Origin of the sequence: Bacillus sp. bc15 (assembly GCF_900142585.1) — a bacterium.
Classification (GTDB): Bacteria; Bacillota; Bacilli; order Bacillales; family Bacillaceae_G; genus Bacillus_A; species Bacillus_A cereus.
The window spans coordinates 209,633-223,350 of the sequence record NZ_FRBJ01000002.1 but is presented as its reverse complement, the minus strand read 5'-3'; the positions used below and the strand labels follow the sequence as shown (position 1 = coordinate 223,350).

The window sequence follows — 13,718 nt, the reverse complement described above, 5'->3', positions numbered from 1 at the left end:
TGCCTATTAACTTTGGAAGAATTTGGAAATGAATACAAAAAAGACCTCTGCCGTTAATAGGCAAAGGTCTTGCTAGACATATGTAATAAAAATGCCAACAAAGCCGGAAGAACTAAGTTCTACGTAATGACGACTTTGTTTCCAAGAAATATTCTTGGACGCTACTCCCCTTTGGAGATATGTTATTGTATTCTCATTATATGGATAATTGATACGGTTGTCAACCTGTTAAAATATCTTCATTAGGATATTTTATTTTCCGGTTCTTTTTACGAGCAAATGAAAAAGCCAATGTTAAAGGCCCCATTTTGCCAAAAAACATCATAAAGATAATAATAGCTTTTCCGATTATAGTTAAGTGGGGTGTTAAGTTCATACTGAGGCCAACAGTCCCGAATGCTGAAAATACTTCGAAAGCACTCATCAATAGAGGAACTCGCTCAGTAATACTCAAAATTAAAATAGCAAAAAAGATAAATGAAATGGAAATAATAGTAATGGTTAATGATTTGACAATGAGAGTATCTTTAATGGATTTTTTAAATACGACAATATCCTCTTGTTCTTGTAAAAATTTAAATACGCCAAAAAATATGATTAAAAATGTTGTTAACTTAATCCCACCACCCGTTGAAGCACTACCAGCACCAATAAACATAAGGAGCATCATTAATAGGAGGGAAGGTTTTGACAATGTAGAAATATCAACAGTATTAAACCCGGCAGTTCGTGTTGAAATTGCTTGAAAATAAGAGGCCATTCCTTCTTCAAATGGGGTAAAACCTCTCATAGAAAGGGAGTTATGGAACTCGAATATAAAAATAAAAAGGGTAGCAATAATGTTGACGATTAGAGTAGAAGTGAGCATAAGTTTTGAATGTAGTGTAAGGTTTTTAAAGTTTTTCTTTCTTTTTATGTCTACAATTACTGTAAAACCAATTCCACCTAAAATGATTAGAGAGGAAATGACGAAATTGACAAGAATGCTATGAGAATGGGACATTAAATTATCGCTCCACACAGAAAAACCAGCATTGTTAAAGGCTGAGATTGAATGGAAAAAACTATAATAGATCCCTTTGGCAACCCCATATTTGGGTACCCATTCAAAAGAAAGAATTAAAGTAGCGATACATTCGACTGTAAAAGAGAATAAAAATAATGCTTTGGCAAGACGGATAACGCCGCCGATATTCGTTTGATTTAATGCTTGTTGTAATAAAATACGGTTTTGAAGACCGATTTTTCTTCCGAGCATAATAGCAATTAAGACCGCAAAGCTCATAATGCCAAGCCCGCCAACTTGTATAAGCGTTAAAATGACACATTGTCCAAATAAAGTAAACACTTTTCCAGTATCCACAACACCAAGCCCAGTAACAGTACAAGCGGAAACGGTTGTAAATAAGGCATCGAGCCATGAAATGGACGTTGTCGTAGCAATTGGCAGTTTTAATAAGCATGTGCCGACAACTGATAATACAATAAAAGATAAAGTAAGAACGCGGGGAGGGCTCATGCGAATATTAATCCGTTTCATGTCACATATTGCTCCTTTCGTTTTGCTTTGATTAGTATGTGAAAAAGCACTATTATGTATGTTGAAAATAGAAAGAGGCAGATAATATCTGCCTCTAAGCCATATGTTATATAATTATCCACGTAATTGTTGTTGAGCTAAAGCAACAAGACGTTTTGTTACTTCACCGCCAACTGAACCGTTAGAACGAGATGCTGTATTAGAACCTAAGCTTACACCAAATTCTTGTGCAATTTCATATTTAAATTGTTCAAGCGCTTGTTCTGCACCTGGAACTAATAATTTGTTTGTTTTTACCATGTTGATACACATCCTTATGAGTAGTCCAGTTCAGCTAAGTTCTTATCTAAACTGGTAACGTTATTTTATGTGGAAATGACATACTCATACGCGGAAGTAATCGGTGCGATTAGAAGTTCTTGGATAGAAAAAAAGAGTAGCAACTTTGCTACTCTTTTTTTAGTATTGTCGCTGTTCCTTCCACGACAATATCATCTGATTGATTATATATGTTTGTTTGCAACGTAATGATTTTTTTATCGTCACGCTTCTTAATAACCTCTGCCACAACGCGAAGTGTATCACCGATTTTGACAGGGGCACGGAATGAAACATTTTGGGATAAATAAATCGTATTTTTGCCTGGGAGTTTCGTTCCAAGGATGGTAGAAATAAAACTCGAAACGAGCATACCGTGAGCAATACGTTCTTTAAACATTGTCGTTTTTGCAAAAGAATCTAAAATGTGAATAGGATTCACATCTCCAGTCAATTTTGCAAAATTGATAACATCTTCATCTGTAATTGTTTTTGTAAGGGATGCTTGATCACCGACTTGAATCTCATCATAACGAAGCTCCGGAACAGTTTGTGCTTCTTGAAATGGATTCATTTTGTCCTCCTTCTTTTCCATATCGAAAAATGTTAGCCATCTTGATGTAGTAGGAGGAAGAAAGAGTTTTGTTTGTGCTGCAGTTAGCTCCCACATTTTTCTTACTTGATGGAAGTAAATAGATTTTTTGAGTTTTCCTCGAACTTTTTTGCGAGTTCCAACTGTTTTGACTTGAACTCTTCCAAAAAACCCTCTAACTGTTTTTGAGCCTCTTCACGTTGTAATTGTTGTTGCTCAATAAATTGTTTTGTTGTTTCTTCAAATTGACCGCTTGTTTGTGTAAGAATTGACAAAGATGTTTTTGTAGGAGAAACAGTAAGCTGCTGCATATGAGCAGAAAGTTCTTTCCACTTGTCTTGCCACTCGTTAATTTGATCATTTAAGGAGTTACCAGTTAATTGTTTCACGTAATCTGTATATTGGTTATTGAACTGAGCAGTGATTTGTTGTAGTTCTTTTTCTAGTTCATCTACTCCTGATGTTAATTTATGCAAAGCGTCTTGTTGTTGTTTTAATGTTTCTAAAGTAAGTTGCTCTAATTGTTTCCCAGCTGAAGAAAAAAGGGAAAGTGATTGAGACCAGTTTTTCCAAAATGCATCGACTAATTCGTATGGTTTAGTTTCCATTGTTTGACCCCCAAATGTTTTTTTACATATTGTGAACGCAGATTACTCTGCTGTACCACCAGGTGAAGATGAAGAATCCTTTTCATCCTTTTCTGGAGAAGTAGAAAATGGAAAGAATGCATTGGTGTATAACGTGAAAAACGTCCGCAACATATTTTGATAATGTTCAAAAGAAGTCGCACATGTTGTTAAATATTGCTCTCCATATTCAGTTAAAGAATAAATTCTTTTTGCCGGCCCTCCATCGCTTGTATCCCAAGTAGAAGAAATAAGGTTTTCTTTTTCTAATTTGCGTAGTGTTCTATAAACATTACCTTGGTCAACAGAAGAAAAGCCGATATCCATTAGCATTTGAATAAGTTTGTAACCATGAAGACTCCAGTCTTTTAGACAGAGAAGTAAGAAGGGAACTAAGAAGTTTTTTGGCATGGAGTTTGGTTGTTTCGCTTGGTTGTTCTCCAAACTTTCGCGTTGTTCTGGTTCATTTTGTAGCATGATTGTGCATCACCTCATGAATCAGTTAGATGGAATTTTTTGCTTATAAGTGCAATTTACACCTATCTGTTTTTAAAGTCAACACATTTGTTAGAAAATAGAAAAAAATAAAATATAGACTTGAAGTTTTATTCAGAATATTAGAAAATAGTGAATAGGTTGAATTGTTTCAAAAAAGAAAAAGGGAGTGTAGGTAAAGTGATTGATCAAAAATTCGATCCACTACAAGCATGGAAAAATGCTTATGAACAAACCGAAACATTTTGGGGAAAAGCGCTCAATGAAACAATTAAAACAGAAGAATATTCTGCTTGGATGGGCAGCGTTCTAGATTTGAATTTGTTTTATCAAAAAGCATTAAATGATACGACAAAAAACTATTTAGAACAAGTAAATGTGCCGACGAAAGAGGATATCGCAAGAGTGGCTACGCTTGTTATTAACTTAGAAAATAAAGTAGATAACATTGAGGAGTTTCTAGAGGAGAAAGTAGATTCTTTAGGACAAGCTCCTACATTAAAGCGTGATGTGACAAAAGTGAAACAAGATATTCGTACGCTTGAAACAAAAGTAGATCAAATTTTAGAATTGCTAGAAAAGCAAAATGCAGTACTAGCTAAACTACAAGTACCTGTAAAAGAAGAGATAAAGCCTGCGAATAAGCCGGAAAATAAAAAATGATAAAAGCGCTTGTTTATAACAGGCAAAAGAGAGAGGGAGAATCTCTTTTCACATGTAAACGGCGAAACATAATTATATAGGGACTCTACAGTATGAGTACCAAAATGATTCATAACAATCGTTCACAAATTCATTTAAGGGGGAAAAGAAATGGTTCAATTAAATGGAAAAGTAGCAATCGTAACAGGTGGAGCAAAAGGGATTGGAAAAGCAATTACAGTAGCGTTAGCACAAGAGGGCGCTAAAGTTGTTATTAACTATAATAGCAGTAAAGAAGCAGCTGAAAACTTAGTAAATGAACTAGGAAAAGACGGACATGACGTTTATGCAGTGCAAGCGGATGTTTCTAAAGTAGAAGATGCAAACCGACTTGTAGAAGAAGCTGTGAATCATTTTGGTAAAGTTGATATTCTTGTTAATAATGCTGGTATTACAAGAGATCGTACATTCAAAAAGTTAAATCGTGAAGATTGGGAGCGCGTAATTGACGTGAATTTAAGTAGCGTATTTAATACGACAAGCGCGGTTCTTCCATACATAACGGAAGCGGAAGAAGGAAGAATTATTAGCATTTCTTCTATTATTGGTCAAGCAGGTGGATTTGGCCAAACAAACTACTCAGCAGCAAAAGCGGGTATGTTAGGATTTACAAAATCATTAGCGTTAGAACTTGCAAAAACAAATGTCACTGTAAATGCAATTTGCCCAGGATTTATTGATACTGAAATGGTAGCAGAAGTGCCAGAAGAAGTACGTCAAAAAATCGTTGCAAAAATCCCGAAAAAACGTTTTGGTCAAGCTGATGAAATTGCAAAAGGTGTAGTATACCTATGCCGTGACGGTGCGTATATCACAGGTCAGCAATTAAACATTAACGGCGGATTATATATGTAATGAAGTAAGAAAAAAGTGCATATCCATAGCAGGAATGCACTTCTTTTTTTAAGAAGGAAATCGACCAAAAAGGAGATAAAAAAATGACTACATTCGCAACAGAATGGGAAAAGCAATTAGAGCTATACCCAGAAGAGTACCGAAAAGCATACCGCCGAGTGAAAAGGGCGAGTGAAATTTTATTACGTGAACCAGAGCCGCAAGTAGGATTAACGCCGAAAGAGGTTATTTGGACGAAGAATAAGACGAAGCTTTATCGCTACATTCCAAAACAAGAAAAAACACAAAGAGTTCCAATTCTGTTAATATATGCTCTTATCAATAAACCATATATTATGGATTTAACTCCTGGAAATAGTTTAGTGGAATATCTAGTGGATTGTGGTTTTGATGTGTATATGCTTGATTGGGGCACATTTGGTTTAGAAGATAGTCATTTGAAATTTGATGATTTCGTGTTTGATTATATTGCAAAAGCAGTAAAAAAAGTAATGCGAACTGCAAAATCGGACGAGATTTCTTTACTTGGTTATTGCATGGGTGGAACGCTAACTTCTATTTATGCAGCACTTCATCCGCACATGCCAATTCGTAATTTAATTTTCATGACAAGTCCTTTTGATTTCTCTGAAACAGGATTGTATGGTCCTTTGTTAGATGAGAAATACTTCAATTTAGATAAAGCGGTTGATACATTTGGAAATATTCCGCCAGAAATGATTGATTTCGGAAACAAAATGTTAAAACCAATTACGAACTTTGTCGGTCCATATGTTGCTTTAGTAGATCGTTCAGAGAATGAGCGCTTCGTCGAAAGCTGGAGATTGGTTCAAAAGTGGGTTGGTGATGGTATTCCGTTCCCAGGTGAATCATACAGACAGTGGATTCGTGATTTTTATCAAAATAATAAACTGGTTAAGGGTGAACTCGTTATTCGCGGACAAAAGGTAGACCTTGCAAATATTAAGGCGAATGTCTTAAATATTTCTGGGAAACGTGATCATATTGCTTTGCCATGTCAAGTAGAAGCATTACTAGACCATATTTCTAGCACAGATAAACAATATGTATGTTTACCGACAGGGCATATGTCTATCGTTTACGGTGGAACAGCTGTAAAACAAACATATCCGACGATTGGAAATTGGCTTGAAGAGCGTTCTAATTAAAAATAAAAAATCCAACTAGCCTATGTTAGTTGGATTTTTTTATGGAAAATAACAAAACATAGAAAGGAGAAACTTATATTTTAGGAGTATAATTATGAAACTTATGAATGGTAAGTTGTTTTGGAATACAGGAGTTTCTGTACCTTGTTATCCACTGTTAGAAAATGATATGATATGTGATGTGCTCGTAGTCGGAAGCGGCGAAGCTGGTGCTCATATAGCGCATTCGTTAGCGAAAATTGGCATGAGTGTTACGCTTATTGAAAAAAGAGCAATTGGGTGTGGTAGCACAGCTGCTAATACAGGTTTACTACAATTCCTTCATGATAAATCGTTAACCTCCCTTATCCATACATTTGGTAAAGAAAAAGGGGTACGAGCATATAAGCTTTGTTATGAAGCGCTAAGAACAATGGAAGAGGTTATACCGACTCTTGATATTGATCCCCATTTTATTCCGCGAAATAGTTTATATTATGCAAGTAAAAGTGAGGATGTCTCATTTTTACAAGAGGAATATAATACGTTACAGAATTATGGATTTCCAGTTGAATATTTTACAGAAGCTGATATTAAGAAACGTTATTCTTTTGCAAAACAAGCAGCGTTATATACGCAAGGTGATGCTGAGGTGAATCCGTATTTATTAGCGCATAGTTTTTTGCATAAAGCAAACCAAATAGGAGCTAATATATATGAACATACAGAGGCAATACATATAAAAAAACGCCAAAATGATTTAATTTGTTACACGAAAACAGGAAATCAAATTGTAGCAAAGAATATTATTATGGCGACAGGTTATGAAGCGCTTTTTGGAAAGAAAGAAAAAAATACAACAGTAGAAACTTCTTATGCAATTGTAACAAATGAAATAGATCAGTTTGAAGGCTGGCATGAGCGATCGTTAATTTGGGAAACGGAACGGCCTTACTTATATTTTCGAACGTATCGAAACCGCATTATTGTAGGCGGATTAGATGAAGCGATGCAAATTCAAACAATCGGTGATACGAAATTATTGCATAAGCGTGATATCCTTATTAATATTGTAAAAGAGATGTTCCCGCAGTATAAAAATATACAGGCAGACTACTATTGGGCAGCCGCATTTGGTGGTACTCATGATGGTCTCCCCATTTTAAAAGAAGACGAAAAGATACATAATTTGTTTTACGCATTGCCGTATGGAGGTAATGGAACTGTATATGGAATGGTCTTTGCCAAATTATTTGAACAGTTATTTACAAATAAAGAAAGGGAAGATTTTTCTTTATTTAATCGATAGAAAAAAGGTAGCGAAGTGATGGAATGAGAGATATAAAAAAGTTTTTACAAAAATTACGTCCAGTACAACTCATTGTTTTATTTTATTTATTAGCAGTAGTTGTATCGGTAATCTTGCTTAGTTTACCGTTTGTTACGAAACCTGGTGTGAAATGGACATTTATAGATGCCCTTTTTACATCGGTTAGTGCGGTAAGTGTTACGGGGCTGTCTGTTATTACGATTTCAGATACGTTTACTACAGCAGGAATTATTGTTTTAGCCCTTATTTTACAATTAGGCGGCTTAGGAATTATGGCGCTTGGTACATTTGTTTGGATCATTACGGGGAAAAAGATTGGTTTGCAAAGAAGAAGATTAATTATGGCAGACCATAATCAAGGAAATTTATCGGGTCTTGTAGAATTGATGCGTTCTATTTTAATTGTAATTATTTCGATAGAACTTATTGGAGCAATCCTATTAGGTACAAGATTTTTACTTTACTTTCCGACTTGGCAAGAAGCTTATTTTCACGGTTTCTTTGCAGCAGTTAGTGCGACTACGAACGGTGGATTTGATTTAACAGGACAATCGTTAATTCCGTATAAAAAAGATTATATTGTTCAAATGATTCATATGTTACTAATTATTTTAGGGGCGATTGGTTTCCCTGTGCTAATGGAAGTGAAGCAATTCCTTAGTAAAAGAGGACAACAATTATTTCGTTTTTCATTATTTACAAAATTGACGACAACAACATTTTTTGCACTCGTTGTTGTTGGTACAATTATGATTTTTTTACTGGAGAGAAATCACTTTTTAGTAGGAAAGTCATGGCATGAAACGGTATTTTATACATTATTCCAATCTGTGACGACGCGAAGTGGTGGACTTGCTACGATGGATATACGTGAATTGTCACAACCGACGCTTTTATTTATGAGTATATTAATGTTTATAGGGGCATCTCCAAGTTCGGTTGGGGGCGGAATACGTACAACTACATTTGCTGTTAGTATATTGTCACTATACACCTTTGCAAGGGGCGGTAGAACAGTTAGAGTCTTCAAACGTCAGCTACATGAAGAGGATGTACTAAAAGCATCTGTCGTTATGACGATGGGGATTTTGTTATGTGCTACTGCGCTATTCATTTTATCTATTACGGAAAATGTACCGCTTATGAGCTTAATTGTTGAAGTTTGTTCTGCTTTCGGAACGACGGGACTATCAACAGGTGTTACGCCTGATTTAACAACTGTTGGGAAACTTGTACTCATTGTGCTTATGTTTATCGGACGCGTTGGTATTTTAACATTTATTTTAGCTAGTGGTGGAAGGGAACAACCACCTCGCTATAAATACCCGAAAGAGCGGATTATTATTGGATAGTATGAAACCATTCTACCTACGTTAGGTAGAATGGTTTTTTAGTCGTTAATACCAAATTGTGGATGCATAAAAGCTTCATTTTTATTATCCACTTCGTTTTTTAGTAACTCTTGATTTTCTTCTGAAATCCACCCAATATCATTTGTCGGATGGATCCACTCATCGCCAGCCATAATGGCAGGATCTACTTCATCACTCCAATTGTTAAGCGGACTGTTCTCGGAATTATATTTACTGTCTCCAATTACAACATTATATTGATTCACAAAAGGTTGTTGCATCGTTTTTCCTGTTCCTTTAAAAGATGGAAAATTCATTTGATGCGGGAGCGTTTCGTCTAAAATTGGTGATTGAATCTTTTCTTTTTTCTTCAAAATTATCGCTCCTTTTTATAATGATTTCTTCATATGTAGTATTTCCATCTAACGCCCCTTATGTACTTGTTAACACTTGCCAGTAATAATTATTTTAAGTTGTTTCAAACTAGAGTAGAAAGTGATTTCTTGAGAGCAGGTGAATGTATTGGTAAAAAGAAAAGTGAAACAAAATGCGGCAATCAATAATAATAAAACTCCGAAAGAAAGCTTACCAGATGCAGAATTTGCATTAGAGTATGAAGGAGAAAATAGCGCAAAGTATGCTAATCGTAATTCAAAAAAAGGGAAACAAAAATGAGGCGTTTTTTACAAACGCCTCATTTTTTTGTGGGATTATAAAGGTTTTTTTAATTATTTGTAAATTTAGTGTTTTCTATTAGCAGAAAAATGCGAAAAAACATAGAAGTAGCAACGTATTACACAAAAACAAACAACAAACAAAAGATTAATGTTGGTTTAATACTGCTTTTACACTAGTTGTTTATATTTGAGTTGTACATAAGATTTGTAAAAGGAGAGAGAAACAGTGAAAAAAACAATCTTTAAAGCTGTAGCGACTGGAATGGTATTTTCGTTATTAATGGGGTGTGGTGCAAAGAAGGAAGAAAGTGCTGGAGCGAAAGTGAAAGATGACAAATTATCTGGATCATTAACTGTTTACACAGCAATTGAAGAAGAGCTTGTACCAATTTATCTTGATTCCTTTAAAAAGAAATATCCTGATGTGAAATTGAACATTGTACGTGATTCAACAGGAGTTATTACTGCGAAATTGCTAGCTGAAGGGAAAAATACACAAGCAGATGTTGTATGGGGAACTGCGGCATCAAGTCTATTAGCTTTAGATAAAAAAGATATGTTAAAAGGATACTCTCCAAAAGGAGCAGATCGTGTTCTTCCACAATTTAAAGATGATAAGCAACCTGAAAAATGGGTAGGAAATACTGCATTTATGACGGGGATTGCTGTAAATAAAGAAGAGTTAAAGAAGAAAAATTTACCGATGCCAGAATCATATGAAGATTTAACGAAACCAGAGTATAAAGGAACACTTGTTATGCCACATCCAGCATCATCTGGAACAGGATTTTTAACAGTTTCTGCATGGCTACAAATCATGGGTGAAGATAAAGGCTGGGATTACATGAAGAAACTTCATGATAATATGGCAAGTTATACGCATTCAGGATCAAAACCAGCGAAATTAGCAGGAGCAGGTGAATATCCAGTCGGTGTATCAATGGTTTATAGTGCTTTAAAAGAGAAACAAAAAGGTGCACCAGTTGAAGTTGTACTGCCGAAAGAAGGATTAGGGTGGGAAGTAGAAGCGAACGCACTTATTAAGAAAGATAATGCGAAAAATGATAAATTAGCACAAGCATTTTTAGATTGGGCAATTACTGATGATGTAATGAAGTTATACTTTGAGAAAAATGGATTTGCGACAATTAAAAATGATTATAAACTTCCAGAGGGATTCCCGAAAGATGTTACTGAAAAATTATATAAAAAGAATGACTTTAAATGGGCAGCAGAAAATCGTGACAAAATCTTAGAAAAATGGGAAAAAGAGTTTGGCCAAAAAGCAGAACCGAAAAAGTAAGTGAGTGGGAGAGAGAAAAATGAGCGAATATTTATCAATTCAACACATTCAAAAACAGTTTGATGCATTTACAGCGTTAAAAGATATTTCTTTTACTGTGAACAAAAATGAGTTTGTTTGTTTATTAGGCCCGAGTGGCTGTGGGAAAACGACGTTGCTTCGCATTTTAGCGGGACTAGAGGAACCAACGACTGGCAGTATAGCTGTGAATGGAAAAGATATTACAGCATTGCCTCCTGGAAAGAGAAACTTCGGAATGGTTTTCCAATCGTATGCTTTATTTCCGAATTTAACAGCACTTGAAAATATTGAATACGGCTTAAAGACAAAAAAATATGGGAAAGCAGAAGTGAAAGAGAAAGCGCTAGATGCGTTAAAACTTGTAGATTTGCTGAATGTAAAAGATAAATATCCTGCTCAAATGTCTGGTGGACAACAGCAGCGAGTAGCACTTGCACGTGCGCTCGCTCTGTCTCCAGATATTTTGTTACTCGATGAGCCGTTATCAGCTTTAGATGCAAAAGTGCGTGAAAAATTACGTAGGGAAATGCGTGATTTGCAAGAGAAAATAGGAATAACGACGATTATGGTAACGCATGATCAAGAAGAGGCATTAACGATGGCTGATAAAATTGTTGTAATGAATCATGCGGAAATTATGCAGATTGGAACACCAGAGGAGATTTATCAAAGACCAGCCAATCCGTTTGTGGCAGATTTTATTGGTTCTATTAATTTCTTTTCGAAAAATAACGAAGAACATGCAATTCGTCCTGAACATGTAACAATTGTACAAAAGGACGGTATTAAAACAGTTGTGGAAAGTATGGAATTTCGCGGATCTGTATATCGGACGGAAGTGCGAGTCGTAGAAGAAAACACACACCTTTATAATGAGAAAATTGTAGTGGATATATTAGCATCAGAAGTAGAAGCAACGGCTATTAGAAAAGGAAAGCCGATTCAAATCTCTTTCTCAGAAAATCATATGTTGTCATATGGAAAGAAGGTCATTGTATAGATGGAGATGTTAGAAAACTATAAGGTAGAAAGTACGAAAAAAAAGATTAAGAGAAGTATAGGGAAAGAGGAATGGATCCAAAGGCTCGTAATTATCGGTATGATTCTTTCCTTCCTTATCATACTTGTATTACCGCTATTACAACTATTTACACAAGCTTTTTATAATAAAGATGGAGTTTTCATTGGTTTAGCGAATTTCAGTAAATATTTCACAACACCAACTTTAGTTCAGTCTTTACAAAATACAGTATGGATTTCGGGCGCAACAACAATGATTTCAGTTGCAATCGCATTCGTTTACGCATATGCAATTGCCCGTACGAATGTTTTTGGAAAGCGCGTATTTCAGTATGTAGCGTTATTACCATTGTTTGCACCAACGATGATGCACGGTATAGCACTTACATATTTATTTGGTAATCAAGGGCTAGTAACGAAAGGAATGTTTGGTTTATTTGAAGGTATACAAATCCCTTTATATGGACCAATAGGAATTGTAATAGCTGAAGTTATGTATACATTTCCGCAAGCCTTTCTCATATTGCTAATTGCCTTTCAAGGATCTGATTATCGTTTATATGAAGCTTCTAATATGTTAGGAGCCAGTAAAACAAAGCAATTTTTCACGGTTACTTTACCTAGTGTAAAGTACGGATTAATTAGTGCAATGTTTGTTGTGTTTACACTTAGTTTTACTGATTTTGGGGCACCAAAAATTGTTGGTGGGCAATATAATGTGCTTGCTACTGACGTATACAAACAAGTAATTGGACAGCAAAATATGCCGATGGGTGCAACTGTCGGAATGATTTTATTAATCCCAGCTATATTCGCATTTGTAGTTGATCGTATTACGCAAAGAAAGCAGGCGAATTTCTTATCTTCAAAAGCAGTACCATACAGAATAATAGCTAATAAGAAAAGAGATGTAATCTCATTCATATATTGTAGTGTGATTACCCTTATGATCATTCTATTATTTGTTGCAGTTGGTATTGCTGCAAGTGTGAAAGTATGGCCATATAATATGAGTTTTACATTTGAGCATTTTAATTTTTCCAGTTTAACAGGAGATGGACTTGAAGCATTTAAAAATAGCGTAATTGTTTCAGCAGTTACAGCAGTTATTGGGGCGATCTTAACATTTGTATTCGCATATGCAATTGAGAAAATAGACCAGCTACAATTTTTTAGAAAAACAGGTTACTTTTTCTCTATAGTGCCGTTAGCGATACCAGGTTTAGTACTCGGATTAGGATATGTCTTTTTCTTTAGTCAACCAACGATTCAAATTCTTGGACTATCAGTAACGAATCCGTTTCATTCTTTATACGGAACAATCGCTGTATTAGTACTAGTAAATATCATTCATTTTTATTCTGTAACATTTGTCACGGCAACGACTGCCTTAAAGAAATTAGACCGAGAGTTTGAGCTTGTTTCGCAGTCGATGGGTATTCCGTTTTATAAAACATTCTTCCGAGTAACAGTACCAATGTGTTTACCAGCAATTTTAGAAATGGTAATGTACTACTTCGTAAATTCAATGGTAACTGTATCGGCAGTTGTGTTCCTATATGCAGCTGATTTTAAACTAGCTGCCGTATCAATCGTAAATATGGATGATGCAGGAAATGTAGCGCCAGCAGCTGCAATGAGTGTACTTATTGTTGTTACAAATATTGTAGTGAGAGTTGTATATGAATGGGGAACGAAAGCACTTCGTAACCGAACTTCACAATGGCAAAAAAGATAAG

Annotated in this window: 15 protein-coding genes and 1 riboswitch; of the genes, 9 read left to right on the top strand and 6 right to left on the bottom strand. The window is 35.3% G+C overall.

Going from position 1 to position 13,718, the window contains the following annotated elements; genetic code table 11:
* Nucleotides 1-17 precede the first annotated feature (17 nt).
* Nucleotides 18-182: riboswitch (yybP-ykoY riboswitch) on the bottom strand.
* 38 nt (nt 183-220) lie between these two features.
* From BUA87_RS10990 to phaQ, 5 genes are all read right to left on the bottom strand, one after another.
* Nucleotides 221-1,540 carry a TrkH family potassium uptake protein gene (locus BUA87_RS10990; protein ID WP_000822342.1) on the bottom strand — a complete coding sequence of 440 codons (1,320 nt, stop codon included), beginning with the start codon at nt 1,538-1,540 and terminating at the stop codon, nt 221-223.
* A gap of 114 nt (nt 1,541-1,654) precedes the next feature.
* The gene (locus BUA87_RS10985) at nt 1,655-1,840 is read right to left on the bottom strand and encodes an alpha/beta-type small acid-soluble spore protein (RefSeq protein ID WP_000241212.1); all 186 of its coding nucleotides are present in this window, start codon (nt 1,838-1,840) and stop codon (nt 1,655-1,657) included.
* 148 nt (nt 1,841-1,988) lie between these two features.
* The gene (locus BUA87_RS10980; protein WP_001067916.1) at nt 1,989-2,432 is read right to left on the bottom strand and encodes a MaoC family dehydratase; all 444 of its coding nucleotides are present in this window, start codon (nt 2,430-2,432) and stop codon (nt 1,989-1,991) included.
* Between the two features lie 101 nt (nt 2,433-2,533).
* Nucleotides 2,534-3,058, bottom strand: coding sequence for a polyhydroxyalkanoic acid inclusion protein PhaP (phaP, locus tag BUA87_RS10975; RefSeq protein ID WP_000448592.1), 525 nt, complete (start codon nt 3,056-3,058; stop codon nt 2,534-2,536).
* 42 nt (nt 3,059-3,100) lie between these two features.
* The gene (gene phaQ, locus BUA87_RS10970) at nt 3,101-3,553 is read right to left on the bottom strand and encodes a poly-beta-hydroxybutyrate-responsive repressor (RefSeq protein WP_000939954.1); all 453 of its coding nucleotides are present in this window, start codon (nt 3,551-3,553) and stop codon (nt 3,101-3,103) included.
* A gap of 198 nt (nt 3,554-3,751) precedes the next feature.
* Between phaQ and phaR the strand changes: the two genes are divergently transcribed.
* The 5 genes from phaR to BUA87_RS10945 all read left to right on the top strand — a co-directional run bounded on the left by phaR (nt 3,752) and on the right by BUA87_RS10945 (nt 8,958).
* Nucleotides 3,752-4,234 carry a polyhydroxyalkanoic acid synthase subunit PhaR gene (gene phaR, locus BUA87_RS10965; protein ID WP_000566941.1) on the top strand — a complete coding sequence of 161 codons (483 nt, stop codon included), beginning with the start codon at nt 3,752-3,754 and terminating at the stop codon, nt 4,232-4,234.
* A 150-nt stretch (nt 4,235-4,384) separates the two neighbouring features.
* Nucleotides 4,385-5,128 (top strand): acetoacetyl-CoA reductase, encoded by a 744-nt coding sequence (locus tag BUA87_RS10960; protein ID WP_000250407.1) that lies wholly within the window; start codon nt 4,385-4,387, stop codon nt 5,126-5,128.
* Between the two features lie 83 nt (nt 5,129-5,211).
* On the top strand, nt 5,212-6,297 hold the full coding sequence (gene phaC, locus BUA87_RS10955) for a class III poly(R)-hydroxyalkanoic acid synthase subunit PhaC (protein ID WP_072939651.1): 1,086 nt from the start codon (nt 5,212-5,214) through the stop codon (nt 6,295-6,297).
* A 94-nt stretch (nt 6,298-6,391) separates the two neighbouring features.
* Nucleotides 6,392-7,585, top strand: a complete 1,194-nt coding sequence (locus BUA87_RS10950; protein ID WP_000772526.1) for an NAD(P)/FAD-dependent oxidoreductase — start codon at nt 6,392-6,394, stop codon at nt 7,583-7,585.
* Nucleotides 7,586-7,608: 23 nt separating this feature from the next.
* Entirely contained in the window at nt 7,609-8,958 is a 1,350-nt protein-coding gene (locus BUA87_RS10945) for a TrkH family potassium uptake protein (protein ID WP_001204706.1), read from the top strand.
* A gap of 38 nt (nt 8,959-8,996) precedes the next feature.
* On the opposite strand, the gene BUA87_RS10940 is transcribed toward BUA87_RS10945, so the two are convergent.
* The gene (locus BUA87_RS10940) at nt 8,997-9,332 is read right to left on the bottom strand and encodes a DUF3905 domain-containing protein (protein WP_000726028.1); all 336 of its coding nucleotides are present in this window, start codon (nt 9,330-9,332) and stop codon (nt 8,997-8,999) included.
* Nucleotides 9,333-9,480: 148 nt separating this feature from the next.
* Between BUA87_RS10940 and BUA87_RS31300 the strand changes: the two genes are divergently transcribed.
* From BUA87_RS31300 to BUA87_RS10920, 4 genes are all read left to right on the top strand, one after another.
* Nucleotides 9,481-9,633, top strand: a complete 153-nt coding sequence (locus BUA87_RS31300; RefSeq protein WP_000240799.1) for a hypothetical protein — start codon at nt 9,481-9,483, stop codon at nt 9,631-9,633.
* 228 nt (nt 9,634-9,861) lie between these two features.
* Nucleotides 9,862-10,938 carry a putative 2-aminoethylphosphonate ABC transporter substrate-binding protein gene (locus BUA87_RS10930; RefSeq protein WP_000750893.1) on the top strand — a complete coding sequence of 359 codons (1,077 nt, stop codon included), beginning with the start codon at nt 9,862-9,864 and terminating at the stop codon, nt 10,936-10,938.
* Nucleotides 10,939-10,957: 19 nt separating this feature from the next.
* Complete coding sequence (locus tag BUA87_RS10925; protein ID WP_000006196.1) at nt 10,958-11,959, top strand: putative 2-aminoethylphosphonate ABC transporter ATP-binding protein; 1,002 nt, start codon at nt 10,958-10,960, stop codon at nt 11,957-11,959.
* Nucleotides 11,960-13,717, top strand: a complete 1,758-nt coding sequence (locus BUA87_RS10920; protein WP_000425531.1) for a putative 2-aminoethylphosphonate ABC transporter permease subunit — start codon at nt 11,960-11,962, stop codon at nt 13,715-13,717.
* Nucleotide 13,718 lies beyond the last annotated feature (1 nt).

What these genes read in the sequence shown, in the direction of transcription:
- BUA87_RS10990 (WP_000822342.1), bottom strand. Translation starts at nt 1,540, where the DNA reads ATGAAACGGATTAATATTCGCATGAGCCCTCCCCGCGTTCTTACTTTA.
- BUA87_RS10985 (WP_000241212.1), bottom strand. Translation starts at nt 1,840, where the DNA reads ATGGTAAAAACAAACAAATTATTAGTTCCAGGTGCAGAACAAGCGCTT.
- BUA87_RS10980 (WP_001067916.1), bottom strand. Translation starts at nt 2,432, where the DNA reads ATGAATCCATTTCAAGAAGCACAAACTGTTCCGGAGCTTCGTTATGAT.
- phaP (WP_000448592.1), bottom strand. Translation starts at nt 3,058, where the DNA reads ATGGAAACTAAACCATACGAATTAGTCGATGCATTTTGGAAAAACTGG.
- phaQ (WP_000939954.1), bottom strand. Translation starts at nt 3,553, where the DNA reads ATGCTACAAAATGAACCAGAACAACGCGAAAGTTTGGAGAACAACCAA.
- BUA87_RS10960 (WP_000250407.1), top strand. Translation starts at nt 4,385, where the DNA reads ATGGTTCAATTAAATGGAAAAGTAGCAATCGTAACAGGTGGAGCAAAA.
- phaC (WP_072939651.1), top strand. Translation starts at nt 5,212, where the DNA reads ATGACTACATTCGCAACAGAATGGGAAAAGCAATTAGAGCTATACCCA.
- BUA87_RS10950 (WP_000772526.1), top strand. Translation starts at nt 6,392, where the DNA reads ATGAAACTTATGAATGGTAAGTTGTTTTGGAATACAGGAGTTTCTGTA.
- BUA87_RS10945 (WP_001204706.1), top strand. Translation starts at nt 7,609, where the DNA reads ATGAGAGATATAAAAAAGTTTTTACAAAAATTACGTCCAGTACAACTC.
- BUA87_RS10925 (WP_000006196.1), top strand. Translation starts at nt 10,958, where the DNA reads ATGAGCGAATATTTATCAATTCAACACATTCAAAAACAGTTTGATGCA.
- BUA87_RS10920 (WP_000425531.1), top strand. Translation starts at nt 11,960, where the DNA reads ATGGAGATGTTAGAAAACTATAAGGTAGAAAGTACGAAAAAAAAGATT.